The 22,499-nt window shown below is 47.9% G+C and carries 21 protein-coding genes; 15 read left to right on the forward strand and 6 right to left on the reverse strand.

What is annotated here, in order from left to right; all coding sequences use genetic code 11:
- Positions 1–15 precede the first annotated feature (15 nt).
- The 5 genes from ACE3MQ_RS11150 (at position 16) to ACE3MQ_RS11170 (ending at position 4,729) form a co-directional block, all read left to right on the forward strand.
- Complete coding sequence (locus tag ACE3MQ_RS11150) at positions 16–2,322, forward strand: ATP-dependent DNA helicase (protein WP_379392685.1); 2,307 nt, start codon at positions 16–18, stop codon at positions 2,320–2,322.
- A 212-nt stretch (positions 2,323–2,534) separates the two neighbouring features.
- A complete protein-coding gene (locus tag ACE3MQ_RS11155) occupies positions 2,535–2,972 on the forward strand; it encodes a MarR family transcriptional regulator (RefSeq protein WP_379393080.1) in 438 nt (145 codons plus the stop codon).
- A gap of 25 nt (positions 2,973–2,997) precedes the next feature.
- Positions 2,998–3,750: an SDR family NAD(P)-dependent oxidoreductase gene (locus tag ACE3MQ_RS11160; RefSeq protein WP_379392686.1), complete on the forward strand. Its 753-nt coding sequence runs from the start codon at positions 2,998–3,000 to the stop codon at positions 3,748–3,750.
- Positions 3,751–3,981: 231 nt separating this feature from the next.
- On the forward strand, positions 3,982–4,260 hold the full coding sequence (locus ACE3MQ_RS11165; RefSeq protein WP_379392687.1) for a MerR family transcriptional regulator: 279 nt from the start codon (positions 3,982–3,984) through the stop codon (positions 4,258–4,260).
- A gap of 61 nt (positions 4,261–4,321) precedes the next feature.
- Positions 4,322–4,729, forward strand: a complete 408-nt coding sequence (locus ACE3MQ_RS11170) for a hypothetical protein (RefSeq protein ID WP_379392688.1) — start codon at positions 4,322–4,324, stop codon at positions 4,727–4,729.
- Between the two features lie 156 nt (positions 4,730–4,885).
- Here ACE3MQ_RS11170 and ACE3MQ_RS11175 read toward each other — a convergent pair whose 3' ends face one another.
- The 3 genes from ACE3MQ_RS11175 to ACE3MQ_RS11185 form a co-directional block, all read right to left on the reverse strand.
- Positions 4,886–5,557, reverse strand: a complete 672-nt coding sequence (locus ACE3MQ_RS11175) for a GNAT family N-acetyltransferase (protein WP_379392689.1) — start codon at positions 5,555–5,557, stop codon at positions 4,886–4,888.
- A 28-nt stretch (positions 5,558–5,585) separates the two neighbouring features.
- Complete coding sequence (locus tag ACE3MQ_RS11180) at positions 5,586–6,257, reverse strand: GNAT family N-acetyltransferase (protein WP_379392690.1); 672 nt, start codon at positions 6,255–6,257, stop codon at positions 5,586–5,588.
- A gap of 116 nt (positions 6,258–6,373) precedes the next feature.
- Entirely contained in the window at positions 6,374–7,231 is an 858-nt protein-coding gene (locus tag ACE3MQ_RS11185) for a carbon-nitrogen hydrolase family protein (RefSeq protein ID WP_379392691.1), read from the reverse strand.
- Positions 7,232–7,463: 232 nt separating this feature from the next.
- Between ACE3MQ_RS11185 and ACE3MQ_RS11190 the strand changes: the two genes are divergently transcribed.
- The 7 genes from ACE3MQ_RS11190 (at position 7,464) to ACE3MQ_RS11220 (ending at position 15,106) form a co-directional block, all read left to right on the forward strand.
- A complete protein-coding gene (locus tag ACE3MQ_RS11190) occupies positions 7,464–8,483 on the forward strand; it encodes a LacI family DNA-binding transcriptional regulator (RefSeq protein WP_379392692.1) in 1,020 nt (339 codons plus the stop codon).
- A 102-nt stretch (positions 8,484–8,585) separates the two neighbouring features.
- Positions 8,586–9,488, forward strand: coding sequence for a pseudouridine-5'-phosphate glycosidase (locus tag ACE3MQ_RS11195; protein ID WP_379392693.1), 903 nt, complete (start codon positions 8,586–8,588; stop codon positions 9,486–9,488).
- Positions 9,485–10,360, forward strand: coding sequence for a carbohydrate kinase family protein (locus tag ACE3MQ_RS11200; RefSeq protein ID WP_379392694.1), 876 nt, complete (start codon positions 9,485–9,487; stop codon positions 10,358–10,360). Before ACE3MQ_RS11195 ends, ACE3MQ_RS11200 begins: the two co-directional genes overlap by 4 nt.
- A gap of 30 nt (positions 10,361–10,390) precedes the next feature.
- Complete coding sequence (locus tag ACE3MQ_RS11205) at positions 10,391–11,482, forward strand: BMP family lipoprotein (RefSeq protein WP_379392695.1); 1,092 nt, start codon at positions 10,391–10,393, stop codon at positions 11,480–11,482.
- Positions 11,483–11,569: 87 nt separating this feature from the next.
- Positions 11,570–13,102, forward strand: a complete 1,533-nt coding sequence (locus ACE3MQ_RS11210) for an ABC transporter ATP-binding protein (RefSeq protein ID WP_379392696.1) — start codon at positions 11,570–11,572, stop codon at positions 13,100–13,102.
- Positions 13,092–14,162 carry an ABC transporter permease gene (locus ACE3MQ_RS11215; RefSeq protein WP_379392697.1) on the forward strand — a complete coding sequence of 357 codons (1,071 nt, stop codon included), beginning with the start codon at positions 13,092–13,094 and terminating at the stop codon, positions 14,160–14,162. The genes ACE3MQ_RS11210 and ACE3MQ_RS11215 overlap by 11 nt, the downstream gene beginning before the upstream one ends.
- Positions 14,163–14,164: 2 nt before the next feature.
- Positions 14,165–15,106: an ABC transporter permease gene (locus ACE3MQ_RS11220; RefSeq protein WP_379392698.1), complete on the forward strand. Its 942-nt coding sequence runs from the start codon at positions 14,165–14,167 to the stop codon at positions 15,104–15,106.
- An 88-nt stretch (positions 15,107–15,194) separates the two neighbouring features.
- Here the strand turns inward: ACE3MQ_RS11220 and pepT are convergent, their stop codons facing one another.
- Complete coding sequence (gene pepT / locus ACE3MQ_RS11225) at positions 15,195–16,433, reverse strand: peptidase T (RefSeq protein ID WP_379392699.1); 1,239 nt, start codon at positions 16,431–16,433, stop codon at positions 15,195–15,197.
- 206 nt (positions 16,434–16,639) lie between these two features.
- Here pepT and ACE3MQ_RS11230 point away from each other — a divergent pair, with 206 nt between their 5' ends.
- Positions 16,640–17,026 (forward strand): hypothetical protein, encoded by a 387-nt coding sequence (locus ACE3MQ_RS11230; RefSeq protein ID WP_379392700.1) that lies wholly within the window; start codon positions 16,640–16,642, stop codon positions 17,024–17,026.
- Between the two features lie 90 nt (positions 17,027–17,116).
- On the opposite strand, the gene ACE3MQ_RS11235 is transcribed toward ACE3MQ_RS11230, so the two are convergent.
- On the reverse strand, positions 17,117–17,947 hold the full coding sequence (locus ACE3MQ_RS11235; RefSeq protein WP_379392701.1) for a carbohydrate ABC transporter permease: 831 nt from the start codon (positions 17,945–17,947) through the stop codon (positions 17,117–17,119).
- Entirely contained in the window at positions 17,947–18,834 is an 888-nt protein-coding gene (locus tag ACE3MQ_RS11240) for a carbohydrate ABC transporter permease (RefSeq protein ID WP_379392702.1), read from the reverse strand. The genes ACE3MQ_RS11235 and ACE3MQ_RS11240 overlap by 1 nt, the downstream gene beginning before the upstream one ends.
- A 176-nt stretch (positions 18,835–19,010) precedes the next feature.
- Between ACE3MQ_RS11240 and ACE3MQ_RS11245 the strand changes: the two genes are divergently transcribed.
- Positions 19,011–20,834, forward strand: coding sequence for a sensor histidine kinase (locus ACE3MQ_RS11245; protein WP_379392703.1), 1,824 nt, complete (start codon positions 19,011–19,013; stop codon positions 20,832–20,834).
- A complete protein-coding gene (locus ACE3MQ_RS11250; protein WP_379392704.1) occupies positions 20,827–22,473 on the forward strand; it encodes a response regulator transcription factor in 1,647 nt (548 codons plus the stop codon). The genes ACE3MQ_RS11245 and ACE3MQ_RS11250 overlap by 8 nt, the downstream gene beginning before the upstream one ends.
- The last annotated feature ends 26 nt before the right edge of the window (positions 22,474–22,499 follow it).

Raw genomic sequence — 22,499 nt, forward strand, 5'->3', positions numbered from 1 at the left:
TCGGCAGGTGAACTCGTGAATCATCGGGTAGAAGTAGCCGTCCGCCATCTTGTAGAGTATGTATTCCGGGGCGGAAGTCTGGAAGGGGGCTTCCGGAGCGTCTCTACGTTGACGGAAGGCACGAAAGCGCATCAGAAGATACAGAAGCAGTACGGCGAACAGGATCAGAAGGAAGTCTATCTGTCCATGGAAGTTCCCTATGGCGAGTTCGTGTTCGTTATAGATGGGCGTTGTGACGGTCTATTAGTCGATGAGGATGGAACGATCACAATCGATGAGATCAAATCCACGGCGATGGAGCTGGAGGGAATCGATTCGGATACCTTCCCTGTTCATTGGGCTCAGGCTAAATGCTATGCCTGTATGTATGCCAAGACACATGACGTCCCCGAACTAAACATCCAGCTGACGTATGTGCAGGTCGATACGGAGGAGCATAAACGGTTCGTTCAGACGATGGCGCGGGAGCAATTGGAAGCATTCGTGACTGACGTTGTTCAGAAATACGCCCCGTATGTGGAAATGCTGCACCGCCACCGGACGAAGCGGGATGCGAGCATCGCGAGCCTGGCGTTTCCTTTTCCAGCATACCGGAAAGGGCAGCGCAAGCTGGCGGGTTCGGTGTATACCAGTATTGCTGAAGGGGTGAAGCTGTTTGCCCAGGCGCCGACGGGAATAGGCAAGACGATGTCCACGATTTTTCCGACCGTCAAAGCGATGGGTACGGGACTGCTGAAGCGAATGTTCTATCTTACAGCCAAGACGATAACGCGTACGACGGCAGAGGAAGCTTTTGCCCGGATGCAATCCCAGGGCCTGCACCTTCATGCGCTGACCATAACGGCGAAGGAGAAGATCTGCTTCCAGGAGCAGATCAACTGCCGCAAAGAAGAATGCGTTTATGCGGACGGTTACTATGATCGGGTAAATGAAGCCATACTGGACATGCTCGGGCACGAGACGCTTATGGATCGCGAGGTCGTAGAGGCTTATGCACGCAAGCACCGCGTCTGTCCGTTTGAATTTTCGCTGGATGCGGCCTACGCTGCCGATGCGGTGATTTGCGATTATAATTATATTTTTGACCCGCGGGTATCGTTAAAGCGGCAGTTCGCCGAGCAGAAGCGCCAGACTGCGCTGCTTATTGATGAAGCGCATAATTTAGTAGATCGTTCCCGCGAAATGTTCTCTAGCGCGCTGAGCAAGTCGGTATTCCTCGCTTTGCAGCGGGAGTATAAAACCGTGAATAAGGGCGTGTTCGAAGCAGCCAAGGCGGTGAATGCCTATTTTATCCGGCTGCGCAAGCAGACAAAGGAGAAGCACATGATCGAGCGTGAAGCTCCGGTTGAGCTGCTGGAGCTTATTGAGGATTTTGTCCAGCAGGCCGAGCGTGAGTTGGCAGCGGGTGCGAGCCGTGCAGCTCCGGCGACAGAATCGCTGCTGCTCGAAGCGTATTTTGAAGCGGTTAATTTCGTAAAAATCGGGAAGCTTTACGATGAGCGCTTCGTGACGTATGCGGACATTTCCAGCCAGGAGGTTCGGGTCAGGCTATTTTGTCTGGATCCCTCTCATCTGCTGCGGGAAATGGGCAAGGGATATCGGTCGCATATCTATTTTTCGGCAACGCTGTCGCCGATCGGTTTTTACAGAGATATGCTGGGGGCAGATCGAGACGATTACACGGTGTCCATTCCATCCCCATTCTCCAGCGAGCAATTGGAGGTTGTACTGCTGCCCCTTTCCACGCGCTATCGCGATCGCGAGGTGTCGATGGAGCCGCTGGCGGAATATTTGCAGCAATTAGCAGAGGGAAGGTCCGGAAATTATTTATTCTTCTTCCCCTCCTATGCCTATATGAATATGATTTATGATCGCTTTATGACCAGCAATCCGCAGGTAGAAACGATTTTGCAGCATGGGGAAATGACAGAGGCGGAACGGGAGAATTATTTAGCTGCCTTTGAGGAAGGCGACAAAGAAACGACGTTAGTGGGATTTGCCGTCATGGGCGGTATATTCTCGGAGGGCATTGACTTAGTTGGGAGCCGTTTGACGGGGGTAGTCATTGTCGGCGTAGGCCTGCCCCAAATCGGCCTGGAGCGAAATATCATTCGGGACTATTTTGATCACACGGGGAGAAATGGTTTTGACTATGCCTATGTATTTCCGGGCATGAATAAGGTACTGCAGGCCGGGGGACGGCTCATTCGTTCTGAGCAGGATACCGGTTTGCTCGTGCTGGTAGATGACCGATATCTGCAACCGCATTATGCGAGGCTGTTGCCTGCGGAGTGGAATGATCGCACAGTAATCATGTTGTAATTCATGAAGCATCTCTGGGAGTTTATGTCTCAGGGATGCTCTTTTTTCTGGCGATGAATAGGATGGGGCAGTTAGACACAAAATCGACAAAGGGGTATTTAAGGGGCAGTTGACTCTTCATCTCCTTAGATTTAAGATAAAAATATGATAATTAAATGGTCTAAACTATTAATATCCTTTAATTAAATTTGAAAAGGTCGCAAATAGAGGTGATGACGCTGAATAAGCAGGAACGCTTGTCAGTCCAGATTTCAGAGTATATGAACCGCTTTGTAGTCGGATATGCCAAGATGCTTGAACATGATTTGACGGCACCTCAGTATTTGATCATCCAGATTTTGAATGATAGCGAGCTGAAAAACTGCTCCGAGCTGGCAGAGGAATTGGATGTCACGCTGCCGGCGGTCACCAACCTGACTAAGAAATTAGTTGATAAAGGGTACATTGAGCGAATCACGCCGGAAACTGATCGGCGAAGTGTGTATCTGCAGCTTACAGAGCAGGGGCGAGAGGTTAAAGCTAGGATGCTCGAAAAGTATGAGGAGCTAACTAAGCCTTTGTGGGACAACCTGACAGAGCAAGAGATCGATGCATTGTTAAATGCCTACGAGAAGATGGTGAGCCTGCTGCCAGTCGGTAAAAGATTATAAAGTTAAATGACAAGGAGGATGCACTATGGGCAGATTAGAGAACAAAGTAGCTATTATTACAGGTGCAGCTGGAGGGATGGGGAAGGCTGACGCGCTTCTTTTTGCCAAGGAAGGAGCTAAAGTGGCCATTTCCGATATTCAGGAGGATAAGATTCAGGAGGTCGTCCGGGAAATTGAACAGTTGGGCGGGGAGGCCATTGGCTTTGCCCATAACGTAGCTTCTGAGGAGGATTGGACTCGCGTTGTAGAGGGGACGATAGCGAAGTTCGGTAAGATCGATATTCTTGTCAATAATGCCGGGGTCTCCAATTCGACGCCTTTTTTGGAGCTGACGCTCGAGCAGTGGGAGAAGACGATGTCGATTAACGTAACCGGCGTATTTCTTGGGCAAAAGCATGTGATCCCGCACATGATCAACAATGGCGGCGGCTCAATCATCAATATTTCCTCCATCGCGGGGCTGACGGGCGGAAGCGGCACCGGGCCTTACACAGCAAGTAAAGGAGCCGTTCGCATGCTCACCAAGGCAACGGCCGTTGACTTTGCGAAGCATAATATTCGTGCGAATTCTGTCCATCCGGGCTTTATTGAAACGCCGATGACTGTCGACATGATGGCTGATGAGAAAATGAGAAACTGGTTCCTGTCGATGACGCCGCTTCCGCGCCTGGGCAAGGCTGAAGATATTGCGGCTGGTGTATTGTTCCTGGCTTCGGATGAATCTTCTTACATCACCGGCATCGAGCTGCCGATTGATGGCGGATATGTAGCGAAGTAAAACACGGCGGCGTATTCGGATAATTGTGTGTAATTTTATTAATTTACAAATACGAAAAGAACCACGTCCAAGTTTTCACTTGGGCGTTTTTCACTTGGGCGAGATCAGTATTAATGAGGGTTGTGTATAAAATTCATTTCAACTCAACTTTTTATACAAAGTATATTTGATGGTTGACTCTTACCTTAGAGGATACTTTAGTATAAAGAGCAATTGAAAGGAGGAGGAAAATTGTATACCGTTCATGAAGTCGCAAAACTAGCTCATACAACAGTAAAGACATTACACCATTATCACAAAATAGGTCTTTTGATTCCGGAGCAAACGACAGAGGCCGGCTATCGCTTATATGAAAAAAAAGATTTAGAACGATTACAGCAAATACTTTTTTACAAAGAATTGGACTTTCCTCTTAAGGAAATTAAACAATTATTAAATGGCGAAATCAACAGGGAAAATACGTTTGATCCAGCAAAAATATTTACTAGAACAAAAAATCGATCGATTTAAAGGACTAGTCAAGACGATCAATTCGTCTATTAAAAATACTAAAGAAGGAGTTGATATAGATATGGAAACAATGTTTAAAGGTTTTGAAACTGAAGAAGAATGGCAAGAAGCCTTAAAAGACCAAAATGAACATTTGAAAAAAGAATATGATTTGGACTTGTCGAATGAAACAATTGATGTAGAATCAATGAACGACTCTGCCATGGAAGCACAGTCATTTAATGAAGATATGATTCGGTTTTTACAAGAGGGTTTCTCTCCGAATGATTCAAAAGTTTTGGATCGTGTAAAAGAACATTTATCCTTTTTAGAAAAAAAAGATCATCCATCAACACCGCAAGACTTTCTGAATCAAACAGAGTTTTTCATCGTTGACGATTTTCATAGAAATGTGCTCGAGCAATGGCAAGTAGGCTACACTTATTTTCTGAACAAAGTAGCAGCTAGCTATTTGTCAAATATTAAATAGAACCAATATCAACTATGGTGCTGACTTTTCCACACTATTTTCCGATTACCCAAAAAGATAAAAGACCCGACCTTTCGTATCTGAATGATACTGGGAACGGGTCTTAAGCTATTTAAAGTAAATAAAGCATGTCGCCGCCAAGCGATATTGGCTAGGTTACAAAGGCAGCAATGCTACCTCGGTCTGGCCTTCAAGACGCTCCACCATGTCATACCAGGATTGCGGCCGGTTAGGCAGCACAGCATAGTAGCGCTTCAGGAAGCTAACGATCAGCTCGGCTGACAGCTGTACCTGCTCGTCATCGGTCGGCAGGAAGCACAAATCCAGCCCTGTGACGGCTTCTCCGTCATTGTTCCAGGAAGGATGCACGTATTCAAAATCGAGCCGTTTATATCCGAGATGCGATAAAACTTCCCGGCGTACGAAGGGATCCATCGGCTTCACTCCGCCAAATTCATGCTCTTCTACCCGGTAAGGATCGTAGATTTCCGCGAACATGCCATGCAGCTTCACGCCGTTTGCGGCAGCCAGCGCCTCTAAGTCTTTGCCCCGGTTCTTGGCAAGAAAGCGACCGATTCCGAGCCCGGAACGTCCGATAATCGTAAAATCCGTCATGGCGACGTTAAAATCATCATAGTAACGATATTCTGTAGCGCCAACTACTTTGCCTTCATGCACCGCGACAAAGACGCGAATGCCCGGATCCTCCAGGGGCTCTTTCCATAAATCGAACTCTAGCACCTCCTCCGGCGGGAATACTTCCTGCATCAGCTCGTGCATGCTGCGGAAGAGGGGATCTTCAATATTCGTAATGCGATGATATTCCATGCAAAAGGCCTCCTAATCGATTCTTATTTTACTTGTAAAAAGGATTGCGCCACTCCATTAACGCCCCGTAATGGCAGGACTCTTCGTCTTCTAAATAATTGGCCGCAACGCCGACCGGCGTACGTCCGCAGCGAAGCATGAATGTGACGATGGGATCCTTCAGCTTGCCAGCGACCACGGCTTCGAGGTATTCCCCAGCCGTCATTTGCTCTGAATGCAGATGATACCCGGGCATCCGGCCTCCGCCAAGCAGCCGCCGAAGTCCGAGCTGGACAACGACGTCGTACATTGACAGCATGAGCCATTTCCCAAGCCCCAGCTTCCGGTAAGTCGGGCGGACACTAATGTCGGCAACGTATAGCGTGTCGCCATGGGGATTATGGTTGCAGATATATCCGCCGTCCGTCACCTCTTCCCATGTATGGGCATGCCCTGGACGAACGGCTTCGTCCCCGACAAGCAGTCCTGTCATCGAGCCGGCGATCTGCCCATCGACTTCGATACATAATGCTCCTTCCGGGAACAGCCTGATGTGATTGCCGAGCTGCTCTGTATTCCACCAAAGCTCTGGCGGAAAGGGGGGAGGGAAGCTCTCCTGCTGGATAGCGATCAGACCGGGGAAGTCACGCTGTTCATAATTTCGAATGACCGCGGGAACAGGGAGGCTCCCGTCAAACACATATAGCTCCTTACGATACATGAACAAGCCTCCTTAACAGGCAGATGGACAGGTAGACAGGTTGGACAGGTTCCATGACGAATCATCCTGCTAATTCCAACAATCGTTGGTGCTGATACGTCAGGATGACCGGTTAGCTACTTCCAATCCGTATACAAATCGGTGCGGCGATCTCGCCAGGTTGTTACCGATCCGCTGTCTCGGACTTGGTAGAGCAGCTCCAGATCAAGATCGGCGGTAACGATCATGTCATGGTTGATTTCGCCCTCTGCCAGCAGCCCGCGCGGAGGGAATGGAATGTCGTTCGGCGTAATGATCGCGGCCTGTCCGAAATTGGCCCGCATGAAGTCCACCGTCGGCAGTGAGCCGACCGTTCCCGTCAGGACGACGTAAATTTGGTTCTCAATCGTTCGGGCATGGCTCGTATAGCGAACGCGATGGAAGCCGTGACGGTCGTCGGTGCAGGATGGGCAGAATATTACGTCCGCACCTTTGGCTTTGGCCATTCGCACGATTTCCGGAAACTCGATATCATAGCAAGTTAGCATGGCGATCGTCCCTTTGTCCGTCTCGAACACTTGGAGCCCATCGCCCGCGCTCATATTCCATTCCTTCACTTCTGTTGGGGTGATGTGGAGCTTGGGCTGCTCGGCGATCCTGCCGTCCGGATAGAACAAATGAGCCGAATTATACAGCTTGCCGGCTTTGCGTACAACATGGGTTCCCCCGATAATATGGGTGCCGCTCTCTTTCGCCAGGGCCGTGAAGAGCTCTAAATATCGGTTCGTAAAGTCGGGAAGATCGTTAATGGTCAGCGCATGGCCCTGCTCGTCCCCGATCGACATCAATTGCGTCGTGAAAAATTCAGGAAACAAAATGAATTCGGCATCATATTCGGCTGCCGTTCTAACATAATGCCGGCATTGCTCGGCAAATTCCTCGAACGAGCGGATCGTATGAAGATGATATTGTACTGCAGATACTCTAATTTTCATTAGTACCTCCTTAATGTACGAATGAATTGTAAGTACAGTTCAATGGATTGGATTGAACTTATTGTGCTAAAAAATGCATTTGACTGCAAGTGCAGCAGTAATCTTATTGCCTGAGCTTTCAGAATAGCTCCTTTTATATAAAAATTAAAGTGCTTGACAGAGAAGTCAGTTGGAAGTATTCTAAAGTCAAATAGAAATGCCAACGATGGCAAAGAATTATAGGAGTGTTCAGATGAGCCGAGTAACGATTAAGGATGTGGCGCAAAAAAGCGGAATGTCTATTCGTACCGTTTCTCGAGTTATTAATAACGATCCGAATGTGAAGGACAAAACCCGAGCTAAAGTGCAAGCGGTCATTGAAGAGCTTGGCTTTAAGGTCAACCTGCTGGCTAGAAGCCTGAAAGAGATGAAGACCAATCAAATTGTAGTATTCATTGACCGAAGACGGGGAATGTACTGGGGAACCTTTCATAACGAATTCCTCCATGAGCTTCACCGTGTGATGAAGAAGCAGGGATACCGAATGGTGATTTCACCATCGTCACCCGATAGCTTTGAAGAGGATGAGAACGATGGGTTCTACCTCGTTAAGAATGGGATGTGCGACGGCGCCATCATGTTTGATCCCAATATTGGGGATAAGAGAATAACTTATTTGAAGGATATCTCTGTTCCATTTGTTGTTATTGGCAAGGATGTCAGCAGGTATGACACCTCGTATGTTGATGTAGACAATCAATATGTGGGATATGTCGGTGCCAAGACGATTCATTCCTACGGTTATCAGGATTTCGTTCTTCTTCTTGGAAGCGAAGGCTCCCCGATTAATCAGGATCGAGCCTCGGGCTTTCAACAATATTGTTTGGAGCAAGGAATCAAGAGCAAGCATATTTTTGGTTTATCGGATTTAGAGTCTGTTTATCAGCAAAGCTTGAGACAAATTCAGTCAGAAGGCACCAAGGCCATTTTCGTATCTGGGGATGAGCGTGCCCTAGGCGTATACCGGGCAATATATGAGAGTGGATATAGAGTAGGAGTGGATATCGGGGTGCTTGGGGTAGATGATATTCGAACCGGAGAATACATGTTTCCAGCGCTCAGTACCATTGGCCAGCCTAAGCGAGACATAGCAGAGCTTGCTCTCAATATGCTCATAGAGCAAATTCATTCCGAAGACCCGGCAGCGAAAAGGACCCTCGTAGCTCCGACGCTTATCCACAGAGCATCATTGGTAGAACAAAAAATAGGCTAAGGCCTATTTTTATAAAACAAATTGCCATCGATAGACAAAACGCGATATGAAGTGATGTAACCATCACTGAATATAAAACCACACCCAAGGAGGAACACCGAAATGGAATTTCTGAAACTCAATGAAGAAGTCAAAACTGCGCTGGCAGAAGGCAAACCGATTGTCGCCCTGGAATCTACGATCATTTCTCACGGCATGCCGTACCCTGACAACGTGAAGATGGCATTAGAGGTAGAGCAGTTGATTCGCGAAGAGGGAGCAGTTCCTGCAACAATTGCGATTATGGATGGCAAAATATGTGTAGGTCTGTCAAAGGAAGAAATCGAACGATTAGGTACGGATAAAAACGTGTTCAAAGCAAGTATTCGCGATATTCCAAAAGTACTTGCACTCGGCATGGTTGGCGCAACCACAGTAGCTACAACCGCTTATGCTGCTGAATTAGCAGGCATTCGTTTCTTTGCGACAGGCGGATTGGGTGGGGTTCACCGTGGCGTGAATGAAACATATGACATTTCGGCAGACTTGCCAACGTTGGCAGATTTGAATATTTGTATTGTTAGCTCCGGTGTAAAGTCGATTCTCGATATCCCTAAGTCGGTGGAATATATGGAGACTTTTGGTGTAGCTGTATACGGCTTTGGGACAGATCGCTATCCTGGCTTCTATGTTCGGGATTCTGGACTGCCTGTAGAGAAGATTGAGAAGGAAGAGCTCGTCAAGCTGCTTAAAGTAAAAGAGGAACTCCAATTAAAAGGTTCTGTTTCCGTGACTGTTCCGATTCCTGTTGAAGCCGAGCTTAATCCTCAGCTAGTGGAATCCACCATTGCGAAGGCGCTTGAAGATGCAGGAGGGCTTGGCATTAACGGCAAGGAAGTTACCCCGTTCCTTCTTACTCGAATCAAAGAGAGTACAGGCGGACAAAGCTTGCAGTCGAACATCAAATTGATGAAAAATAACGCTTTGACGGCGGCGCAAATTGCGGTTGCCTACCATCGGTCATGATTACGGTAATCGGTGACCTAGTATCGGATATTATCGTCCATCGGGACGTGATGAATTACGGTACGGATACCGATGCATCCATTCGGCTGCACTGTGGAGGGCAAGGCAATAATGTTGCCGCTTGGATTGCGCACGAAGGTGTGGAATGCCAATTGATTGGCAGAGTGGGAGATGATCCTTTTGGGTTCCATCTCCTGGCTCATGCCAGGAAATACGGGATTCGCTGCGAGGTGAAAGCAGATCCTCTCCATCCTACCGGAAAAATCATTGTCATGATCGATAACGATACAGGCGAACGTTCCATGATCGTTGACCGTGGCGCTAATTTGGAGCTGGGCAGTGAAGATATTGTTAATGTAGAGCAAAGCAAGCTGCTCTATTTATCCGGCTACAGTTTGTTTGCGGACAAGCCAAGACAAGCGATTACCCACGCCAAAGGAATTGCCCTGAGCCAAGGGATTCCAGTCGCGCTGGATCCGAGTTCAACCTATAACTTAAGAGATCATAAAGAGGTTCTGTTTGATTTTCTGGACGGCATCACTTTCTTGTTTCCGAATCTTGAAGAGGGGATGTATCTGACTGGAGCGATTGAACCAACACGTATTCTAATGAAGCTTGCTGAACTTGTGCCGCATCCTATTTTGAAAATGGGTGAGGGGGGCTGCTTGTTTCTGGAGGGACAAAACATCATTCATCTGAAGCCGCCGCATGTCAAAGCCATTGATGTGACGGGAGCTGGAGATTCTTTTATTGGCAGTTTTCTAGCGAAATATTACAGGACTCAAGATATTCGAAAATCGGCTCAGAGAGCGATTGAAGTTTCATCGAAGGTAGTAACGCAGAACGGCTCGATGCCGCATTTACCTGAATAGGCATGAAGAAGATTGAGGGGGAAAATGGATATGAAAAAGATTGTTTTCAGATTTCATGCGTTATTGTCGGTACTCCTTATTAGTGTATTGGTTCTGTCGGCTTGCGGAGCAGGAGGGAACAACGGCAATGCCAAAGGAAGCAGCTCAGGGGATAGTGGTGCTGATCCTAAAGGCTCTAAGCAAATTGGTATGGTTACTGATGCAAGCGGTGTCAATGATAACTCCTTTAATCAGGGGGCATGGAGCGGATTGCAGAAGCTTGGCGAGACAGAGAAAAACGTCAAGGTCAAGTATTTGGAGAGTAAGTCTAACGCCGATTATGAGACAAATGTGAATAATTTTGTAAAGCAGGGATGGGATTTAACCTACGGTATCGGCTTTCCGCTAGAGGAGGCGATTAAGAAAGTATCTGGGGCAAATCCTGACTCGAAGTTTGCAATTATCGATTCTAACCTGGGCGGAGATATCCCCGCCAATGTAGTAGCTGTAACCTTCAGAGAAGAGCAAGGCAGTTTCCTAGTGGGTGTCATTGCGGGACTGACGACCAAGACGAACAAAGTCGGATTTATTGGCGGCATGGACAGCGCCACCATCAACCGTTTTGAAATCGGTTTTAAAGCAGGAGTAAAGCTATCTAATCCTGACGCAGAAATTGCAACCGCTTACGTAGGATCGTTCGGGGCTCCGGATTTAGGCAAGCAAAATGCAGCCACTATGTATGACCAGGGTGCCGATATTATTTTTCACGCTTCAGGCGGGACTGGAGACGGTTTGTTTAACGAAGCAATTGAGCGTAAAAAGGCAGGTAAAGAAGTGTGGGTGATCGGGGTGGATATGGATCAATCCCTGCGATTTGGCGAAGAAGTAACGCTGACCTCCATGATCAAGCGTGTAGATAACGCAGTCATACAGATCTCCAAGGATTTCTTGGAAGGTAGATTCCAGGGAGGCAAGGAGGTTCAGTACGGATTGAATGAGGGCGGCGTGTCGATTGCAGATACCTCTTCGGTCAATGTTTCCGCTGAGATCCTGGAGAAAGTCACTCAATTCCGTCAGGAAATTATTGATGGCAAAATTGTCGTTCCTCGTACGCATGATGAATTTTCCAAACAGTTTCCATGATCTGAACGGCGTATAGCGTCCGAGGGAAGAGCAGCAATGCCCTTCCTTCGGACAGGTGGTCAAAGTGACCCATAGGAGGTGGCAGGTATGACTCTTGCAGTAGAGATGAAGAACATCACCAAAACGTTCTACGGCATGAAGGCCAACGACGATATTTCTTTTCAAGTGGTGAAGGGTGAGATTCATGCGTTATTAGGTGAGAACGGAGCCGGTAAATCTACATTGATGAACATCCTGTTCGGATTGTATCAAGCTGATCAGGGAGAAATACGGATTCATGAAAAACCTGTAAAGGTATCAGATCCGCAGATGGCTATTCAGCTAGGGATCGGGATGGTTCATCAGCACTTTATGCTCGTTGATAAATTTACAGTTCTTGAGAATATCATTCTTGGAGCTGAGCCTCGCAAGGGAACTTCGATAGATTATCACAAGGCTTCGAAAGAAATCGAGACTCTATCGAATCAATACGGACTTAAGATCAACCTTAACAGTCAGGTCAGGGATATCTCGATCGGTATGCAGCAGCGCGTGGAAATTCTGAAAACCTTGTATCGAGGCGCTGATATTCTAATATTTGATGAGCCGACAGCCGTTCTAACCCCGCAGGAAATTCAGGAGCTAGCGAGCATTATGAAAAATCTGACGGATGAAGGCAAGACGGTCATTCTTATTACACATAAGCTCAAAGAAATACTAGCCATCGCAGATGCCGTAACCGTGATCCGCCGGGGGAAAGTATGCGACTCCTTGAGGGTCAAAGACACGGATGAAGCAGAGTTGGCGGAGAAAATGGTAGGTCGAAAAGTAACACTGCAGCTAGACAAGGAAGAGAAGGAACGGGAAGGACTCGTTTTAAGTCTTCGTGATGTTCGAGCACGGGACAATCGTGGATTGGAGGCACTCCACGGGATTGACCTTGAAGTATACGGCGGTGAGATCGTCGGGATTGCTGGAGTTGATGGCAATGGCCAATCGGAGTTAGTTGAGGTCATCACAGGATTAAGGCAAGTTCAATCCGGCGAAATCGTCCTGGCCGGAGATCATATTACAGGACTTCATACCAGGCAGATTAACGAGATGGGAGTCGCTCATATTCCAGAAGATCGTCACCGTACGGCCATTGTTATGGATATGACGCTCTCTGAAAATCTAGTGCTGAATAGCTATTTCAAAGAGAAATTTAACAAGCGGGGATTATTAATTGAGAAATCGATTAAGTCCCATGCTCGAAAGCTGATCGACAAGTTCGATATTCGTACGCCAAGTGAATCCGCCAAGATTCGAGCCTTATCCGGCGGCAATCAGCAGAAGGCGGTCATTGCACGAGAAATCGAAGGCAATCCTCAGCTGCTGATCGCGGCCCAACCAACGCGCGGGCTTGATGTTGGGGCAATCGAATTTATCCATCGTCAAATACTCCATGAGCGTGATCAGGGAAAGGCTGTTTTGTTAGTGTCCTTCGAACTGGAGGAAATATTGAGTTTGTCCGATCGGATTGCAGTCATCTATGAAGGAAGAATTGTAGGTATTGTGGATCCTAAGGAGACAACCGAACAGGAGCTGGGACTTTTGATGTCGGGCCGTATCAAGGGGAAGGAGACCGCAGATGAATCTTAACATGAAGAAGAACAACGTAGGTGTTCCTTTTGTCTCGATCCTATTAGCTATGCTAGTAGGTGCGGTAGCTATGTTGCTGGCTGGCTATAATCCGATCAGCGCATACGCTTCCTTCTTTGATGGAATATTCAGCAGTCCGTATTTGATGGGAGAGACGATCAGACAAGTAACACCTTTGATTTTTACAGGGCTGGCGGTTGCATTTGCGTTTCGTACAGGGTTGTTCAATATCGGTGCTGAAGGGCAATTTCTTGTTGGGCAGCTAGCCGCGGTAGCTGTCGGTATTTTCTTCAAGCTTCCGTTTTTTCTCCATATCCCGCTCGCTCTTCTCGCTGCAGCCATTGCCGCTGGTTTATGGGGAGCGATTCCAGGCTATTTGAAGGCTAAGCGTGGAGTTCATGAGGTTATTACGACGATTATGATGAACTGGATTGCTTTTATATTGACGAATTATTTGATTCGTACCTATATGAAGGCGGAGTCGGAAAGAAGTCTTGATATTCAGCCGACGGCGTCGATTTCTTTTGGCTGGCTGAGTGATTTGTTTCAAGGAGCCCGTATTCACTTAGGCATCATCATTGCGCTGCTGTTCGCGTTCCTGATGTACTTTTTGCTGTGGAGAACGAAGCAAGGCTTTGAACTGCGTGCGGTAGGCTCTAACCCATCGGCTGCCAAGTACGCAGGCATGAACGTTAAGAGCAATATTATAAAGGCGATGTTTGTCAGCGGTGCTCTTGCAGGTTTAGGTGGAGCCTCGGAAGGCCTTGGCGTTTACGGTTATATGACCATCTCTAGCGTGTTTCCCGGCGTAGGATACGACGGTATTGCTGTTGCATTAATTGGTTCGAATACGCCGATTGGCGTTATATTAGGCGCGATCCTGTTCGGAGCCCTTACCTTCGGAGCGCAAAATATGCAAATGGCTTCCGATGTTCCTTATGAAATCATCCGCATCGTTATTGCGTTTATCATTTTCTTTATAGCTTCCAGCGATATTGCCAAGAGCGTTCTCGGCCTCTTCAAAAAAATACCGCTTCCCGGCAGAAAGGGAGGGGCTTAAACATGGAATTACTAAGCATTCTCACAACGATCATCCATAATGGCGTTATATATGCAACCCCTTTGATCTTCGCAGCGCTTGGCGGGGTTTTCTCTGAAAAATCGGGTGTCGTCAATATCGGCCTCGAAGGATTAATGATCATTGGAGCTTTTGCAAGCGCTGTCGTAACCTTATGGACGGATTCTCCGCTGCTCGGGCTGGCTGCAGGCGCACTGGCAGGTGTCCTGTTATCTATTCTGCATGCTGTCGCATCCGTAACCTTTCGTGCCCATCAGGTCGTTAATGGGATGGCGATTAATTTCCTGGCGCTGGGCTTGTCCATCTATTTAACGAAGCAGCTGTTTAACGGGTCGGCACAGACAACAACGCTCAAGACACTAATCCCAAAATGGGATATTCTCTGGTTAAGCGAAATTCCTTATCTCGGGCCGATGCTCTTCAAGACGTACCCAACCTCTTATCTGTCGGTACTCGTCGTCATATTGTGCGGGTATCTTCTATTTAAGACCTCATTTGGCTTGCGACTGCGTGCTGTTGGCGAGCATCCGGCAGCAGCGGATACAATGGGGATCCATGTTGGAAGAATGCGTTACACAGGCGTGCTGATTAGTGGGGCACTAGCGGGTTTAGGCGGAGCGATCATTACCCTAACGACAACCAGTAACTTCTCCTATAGCACGATTTCGGGACAGGGTTACATTGCTCTCGCTGCGGTCATTTTCGGAAAATGGAATCCTTTCGGCGTGCTGGGCGCTTCCCTCTTCTTCGGGTGTGTGCAGGCACTGAATAGTTCGGCACAAGTGCTTGGGTTCTCTGCTTATATTCCTACTGCATTCATTCAAATGCTGCCATATGTGCTCACGATTATCGTACTGGCCGGCTTCGTCGGCAAAGCAGAGGGGCCTAAGGCCGCAGGGGAACCATATATTAAAGGAAGCCGATAACCGGATTTCTGCTCAGACATCTACCGCCCTCAGTAACATGGGAGGTAGATTTTTTTATCTAAACAAAGAAGAACAAGACGCAGTCCGCTTACGACTGCGCTTGCTCCTCAAACCGCTTTGCAATACCGATAATAACCTCGGTTGCCTTGATCATGTTATCTACCGAAATGTATTCGAATCTGCCGTGATAATTTTCGCCTCCGGTAAACAGGTTAGGCGTCGGCAGTCCCATGTAGGATAGCTGGGAGCCGTCGGTGCCGCCCCGGATCGGGGTCATGATCGGCTCGATCCCAAGGCCTTTCATGACCTCGGCGGCGACGTTCACGATGTCCATGACCGGCTCGATTTTTTCACGCATGTTGTAGTATTCGTCCCGGATATCGAGGACAAGTTTGTCCTGACCGTATTGAGCCTTTAAGTCATGGACAATGCTCTCTATTCTAGCTTTTCGGGCCTCAAATTGCTGGCGGTCAAAATCGCGAATGAGGTACTGCAGCCGGGTTTGCTCCACATCCCCCTTGATGGAGGAGAGGTGATAGAAGCCCTCGTACCCCTCGGTATGCTCGGGCGCTTCGCCGACCGGAAGCCGGGCGTTAAATTCCATGGCGATCTTCGCCGAGTTGATCATTTTGCCCTTGGCTGTTCCCGGGTGTACATTTACCCCTCTGCACGTAATTTTCGCTGTAGCGGCATTGAAGCTTTCATATTCCAGCTCACCCAAGGGCCCGCCATCCACCGTATAGGCAAAGTCGGCGCCAAAAGCAGCTATATCGAAGCGCTCCGGCCCTCTCCCGATTTCCTCGTCGGGTGTAAAGGCGACCCGGATGGTGCCATGCTTGATCTCGGGATGGTTAATTAAATAGGCCATCGCGGTCATAATTTCGGCAATCCCCGCTTTATCGTCAGCGCCCAACAGGGTGGTGCCATCTGTCGTAATCAACGTATGTCCTATATATTTGTGCAGCTCCGGAAATTCCCGGGGGGATAGCACGATATTTCCGGCTTCCCCCAATGGAATGTCTCCGCCATCGTAATTCTCAACGATTTGCGGCTGTACATTAGCGCCTGAGAAATCGGTAGCCGTATCCAGATGAGCAAGGAATCCGATAACCGGTACGTCTTTGACCGTGTTGCCGGGGAGGGTGGCCATGACATAGCCGTTGTCGTCCATACTGGCGTCCTCCATACCGATCTCTTGCAGCTCTTGAACCAGCTGTCTCGCCAAAGTGAGTTGTCCAGGAGTAGACGGGCAAATCTCGTTATCTTCATTGGACTGCGTATCGATTCGGGCATAGGAGGTAAATCTGTTGATGATTTCGTCTCTCACGGGAATCAGCCTCTTTTCATCATTATCATCTCTCATTAGAATTGTATCAAACCGGATGCCTGCATGAAAGCGGTATGGCAGGATGCTAAGAAGAATAGAGCTAAGGAACTTCATCAGGGTTCTTATGCTAAAGTATCTCAAAAATCTTACCGATATACAGGTTAGGAGCGTTCTGGTGAAATTTAATTAAAGAGATGAGGTTAAATATGCGTATCTCATTCGGGAACAATATAGGGCACAATTATAACGTTGCTTCTCCACAGGCGCAGAATATCAGCCGGAGTCAGGCTCCCTTAGAATATAAATTTTCCTTAGAGGAATCGGAGTCAGACGAAGAGCAGAAGAAGGAAGATCATTCCGGAAAGCTAGTAACCAGCCGGGAGGGCGGCTATATCAGGCAATATTTAGTGAAAGCGGACGGTACGCAAATATTAATTAGTGAGCTTCAGGAGGATGCTGAATCGGCCCCTGCTGCTAACCATATGAGTCGTCCGGCAAATAGTATGCAAAGTGATGGAATTCATCAGAATGCAGAGGAAATGATCAGCCTTCTCAACTTCCAGGCGGGGATCATTAACAACAAGAAGAGATAGCTGGGAGCAGCAAGAGAAAAGCGCCGGGTAGCGGAATTAAACCGCAGAACCCGGCGTTTTTTATATGCTGTAAACAGATGCTTCTACTGCTTAACCTTTTACCGCTCCGGCAACAACACCCTTGACAATATGCTTTTGCAGGAACATGAACACGATGATGGATGGCAGGACAGCCATAACCATCGCCGTCATGGCATATTGCCAATCCGAGGTGTATTGTCCTACGAAGGTATAAGCTGCCAACGTTAATGTCTTCGTGGTCGGAGAGCCGTTGACCATAAGAAGTGGAAGCAGGAAGTCGTTCCAGATCCACATAACGTCAATAATAATGATCGTTGTCGTTACCGATTTCAGCAGCGGGAAGATTACCTGGAAGAACAGGCGGAAACCGGAAGCGCCGTCAATCGTCGCACTCTCGTCAATTTCCTTCGGAATCCCCTTCACGAAGCCGTGGTAAATGAACATGGCCAGCGGTGCGCCAAAGCCCCAATACAGGATGCCGAGGCCCCAAGTGCTGTCCGAAAGATTCAGATTCTTCGCCATTTGCAGTACAGACAGCATGATCGATTGGAACGGGATCAGCATCGGCATAATGCAAATGAAGTAAATCAGGTTACTCATCTTGGATTTCGTTCTAGCCAGCTTATATGCAGCGATGGAGGAGATCAGAATGATCCCGACCAGCCCGAGCACGGTAATTACGGTATTGTTCAAGAACAATCTCGGATAGTTAATGTATTTCCATACATAGCTGTAGTTCTCGAAGGCCAAGCTTTTCGGAAGAGCAATGACGTCCGTCATAACTTCGGAGAAGCTCTTCAAAGAGTTGATAATGGTCAAGAACAATGGGTACAGGAACAGCAGCGAGAGGATGACCATGAATACCTCAAAGACGATACGGCCTGCCTTTTTGTTCGTCATTATGCCTCAACCTCCCTGCGTTTGAAGATCGTCAATTGGATCACGGTAATGATCAGCACCGCGACAAATAGAATGAGCGCCTTGGCTGTACCATATCCATACAGATTGTTCTGGAACGTATCGCGATAAATGTCATAAGCGACGCTATAGGTTGTACCGCCAGGTCCGCCGCCCGTGAGGGACAGGATGACATCGAATACTTTGATGGAGTTCGTCAGCGCCATAAAGACAGAGATGGTGATGGACGGGGCCAGCAAAGGCAGCGTAATGCTGAAGAACCGGCGTACAGGGCCAGCGCCATCCACTTTAGCTGCTTCTTTCATATCGTCCGGCACCGATTGCAAGCCGGCGATGTAAATAACGAGATAGAAACCGACCGACTGCCAAATGGAGACGAGCAGCACGGAAATAAACGCAAGATTCGGTTCGCCCAGCCAGCTAAGCTTGAATATCCCCCAGCCCGTGCTCGCTCCGAGCGATTCAAAGCCCTGCATGAAGATAAATTTCCAGATGAAACCGACGATAACCAAGCTAAGAATATAAGGAATGAAAAAGGCGGCTCTTAGCCAGGTCGTGGATTTCAGCTTCATGTCCAGGACAAGAGCCAGCAGAATCGCCAGCACATTCACCAGCAGGATATACAAAATCGCATATTTGATTGTGAACCAGCTTGCATTCATGAAGTTGGCATCCCCGCTGAATATTTGCTTGAAGTTATCCAGGCCTACGAATTTGGGGTTTTTAGATATACCGTTCCATTTGGTTAAGGAATAGCGAATCGTCATCATAAATGGATAATAGAATACGGCTACAATGCTGATTAGAACGGGCAACGTAAAAGCGCCGAATTCCAATCTTTCAGCCCATTTTCTCCCGAGTTTGAACATATCGCACCTCTTTTTCGCAACGTTTTTTCTACAGACAAGAGAGCAGCCCTTTCTATACACTCTGTCGTTTTCGGCTATAATAATTATAATTCAGCCGCAAACCCGGCTAAATGGACATAAGAAAACAGTTAAGGGTAAAAAGGTAAACTGTAGCACTGTGGGGGGGATAGCACAGCATGATGAAAAGATTAACAGCTGCTATGAAATTGCTTATTGAACGGATGTCTCGCAGACTGGTCAATAAGCTTAATTTGCTTTTTACGTCAATAATTATACTTATCGTGGGCTCGCTTACGGTGATATCTTATCAGATGCTCCAGAAGGAGTCGGTCAATAATAGCATTGCCAGCACGACGAACAACTTGATGCTTGTGAACCAGAAACTGGAGGATTATTTGGACGGAATTGAGCAATTCTCGCTCCCGCATAACAAATATGACGAGATTATTCGGGCGGTCATGCAAGAAGGGAATGATTATGCAGCCCGAATGTATCTTGAAGATTATTTAAGGGATATGTTCTACAGCCGCAAAGACCTGGAGAGCATTTATTTGTATTTGATCGATCAGCAGAAATATTATTCGATTTCCAAGGAGGCTTACAATATTAGCATCAGAGTCGGCTACCAGGGTGGAATTGATGAGCAGCCGTGGTATCAGGAGGCTATGAACAGCCCGCAGAACCGGTCATTTCAGTCTTTTGTTATGCCGGATGCGGTTAGCGGCTATCCCATGATTACCGAGCCGGAATTCATGGGCTACCACCGCGTGCTGCGCTCGATTGCTTCGCGAGAGCCGAAGGCCGTCCTATCGTTTTACTTGAAGCCGACGGTGAAGGACAGCATTATGAGCGATATTCCGTTCGAAGAAGGGGAGCACTTGCTGTTCCTGGATCCGAATAATGTTCCCTTCCATTTGGATGACCCAAAAGTTTATGAGGCGATCAGCTCTGCCGATTGGCTTCAGAGCAGCAGCGATGATACGGGGAGCCCTGTCACGTGGTCAAATGAGGACAAGCGTTACCTTGTCGTTTACGATGTCGGACAGGAGGACGGCTGGAAGCTGGTTAAACCGATTCCTTACAGCAGCATATATGAAGCGGCAACGAAGGCGAGAAATTTGAGTTATTTGATCGGACTTATTTTTCTGGTAATATCAGTATTTCTCGTAACCTTAACCTCCAATGCCATTACGAGGCCGCTAAATCGGCTCTCTCGCCATATGCGGCGGTTCAGTGAAGGAACGTTCGATGAGGAAGCTCCCGTGCAGGGCAGGGATGAAATTGCCTACTTGACAAGGCACTTCAACCAGATGGTGCGGCGGACAAATGACTTGATCAATGAACGCTACCGTATGAAGCTGGTGGAGAAAAATGCGATTCTCAAGGCGCTGGAAGCGGAGATCAATCCCCATTTTCTTTATAATGCGCTGCAGGCTATATCGACAAAAGCTTTGAAGAGCGGAAACGATGATGTGGCCGATATGGTGGATGCCCTAGCCCTCACGCTGCGGTACTGCATCAGCGGCAAAGATATCGTATACGCTAGGGAAGAGCTGAAGCATATTGAGCGTTACTTAGCGCTGCAAAGCGCAAGATTCGGCAGCCGGCTCCAGGTAGAAATCGATTGGGACGAGTCGCTGATGGAGCTGCAAATTCCGAAGCTGTCCATCCAGTCCTTGGTGGAAAATTCGATCAAGCATGCGGTGGAGAAAGTATCCACACCGATTAATATTGTCGTTCGGGCCATGGTGAGCGAGAGCCATGCTATCATATCGGTCTATGACAACGGGCCAGGCATTGCCCCGGCCAGGCTGGAGCAGATATTGCATACCTTTGAAGTGGATTGGGAGGAGCAAGAAGGGGAGAATATTGGATTGAAAAATTTGAATACCCGCCTGAAGCTGCTGTATGGAGATCAGTCGGGACTAGCGATTCAAAGCGATGTATCGGGAACGGAAATGACGATGATGATACCACGGGGAGGCGCAGGACATGTATAAAGTACTGATTATAGACGACGAAGAGCCGCTGCGCGAAGCCATTAAAATTTTGGGCGACTGGGACGGACTGCAGGTCGAAGAAGTATTGGAGGCCACGAACGGCGTGACTGGACTGGACATGCTAAAGAAGCACCGGCCGGATCTCGTGATGGTGGATATGAAAATGCCGGAAATGAACGGGGTAGAGTTTCTGCGGATTGTCGAAACTGACTATCCCGAGCTGCTCACGATCGTGATCAGCGGTTATAACGATTTTGAGTTTACAAGGCAGGCGATCCACTCGAAGGTAGTGGACTACTTGCTGAAGCCGATCAATCGGCAGGATCTGAATCAAGCCCTGCGGAAGGCTGTCGATTTGCTCGAAGCCAAGCGGCAGACCCATAGCGAGCTGATTACAAAGAATATTGCGTTCAACATGTCTCTTCCTAAATTGAAGGAGAAAATTTACCTATCCATCATTGAGCGCGGCTTCAAAAAACAAAGCAATCAGGCGTTTTTGCCGCTCATTGGCGCGGATAAAGAGGATAATCGCTTTGGTGCGCTCGTATTGAAAATTATGAATCTGCAGCATGTCCGGGATCATCGCTTTAACCGGGACACAGAGCTGTTATATTTTGCCGTGGCGAATGTCATTAACGAAGTGGCTATGGAAGACGTCACTTGCTTCAGCTTTCCTAATCCGAAGCAGGATGGGGAAATTATCGCGATCTTTACGATGCAGGGCGGCTATCCGGAGGATCACGCCTTCCGGGCGGATTATTTGTTGAAAAAGGTCGGGTATACGTTAAGCGATCTATTTGGCATTGTATCGGCGGCGGGGATCGGGCAAGTGTATGAGGAGGTTTCGCAGTTAGCCGATTCCTACGAGGAAGCGCGGGCGTCGATTTTTGCCATCGATTTGCACAGGATGAATGGGGCCACTGTATTTGGCGTTAAAGGAAGAGTGAGCACACCGGAGGTTCTTTCCTTTACGAGCCGAATGCCGATTCTTCGCAGTGCCTTGGAATCCGGAAATACGAATCATGCGAGGATCGCTTTTGGGGAATTTACGCAAAAAATAAAAGAGGCGGACAGCTTCACGATCGGAGAAGCAGAGCGGATGATTCGGGATATTATTGTCTTGTTCAACGATATGGCGCTGGATTTGGGCGTAGCCCCGGACAAGCTGCCCGCCTCCGGCTCGCATAGCTCGCTGGTTGGGGTGGAATTATCCAGAGATTTTAGCACAACGGATGAATACGAGCAGCTGCTCCATCGCATCCTAGAATATTATAGTGAGCAGATTCGCCAATCGATGGTCGTTAACCGCCCGTTTAACGTCGAAGATATCAAGGATTATATCGACCAGCATTATTTTGAGGACATCAAAATTTCCATGTTTACCGAAAAATATTTCCTGAGCCGGGAGTACTTGATGAAGCTGTTTAAGCAGCAGTTTGGATTCGGGATTCATGAGTACATGCAGAAGGTGAGAATGGATAAGGCCTGCATTTTGCTTGACGATTCCTCTTTGAAAATCCAGGATATCTCGGAGATGCTGGGATATAAGGACAAGAACTACTTCAGTAAAGCGTTCCGCAACTACTATGGTTTATCGCCATCGGAATACCGCGCCCAGCCAAGGGAGGATAAAAAGTGAACAGAGGGAGAACTACACTTTTTTAC

The sequence above is a fragment of the Paenibacillus lentus genome, assembly GCF_042714055.1.
Classification (GTDB): domain Bacteria; phylum Bacillota; class Bacilli; order Paenibacillales; family Paenibacillaceae; genus Fontibacillus; species Fontibacillus lentus_A.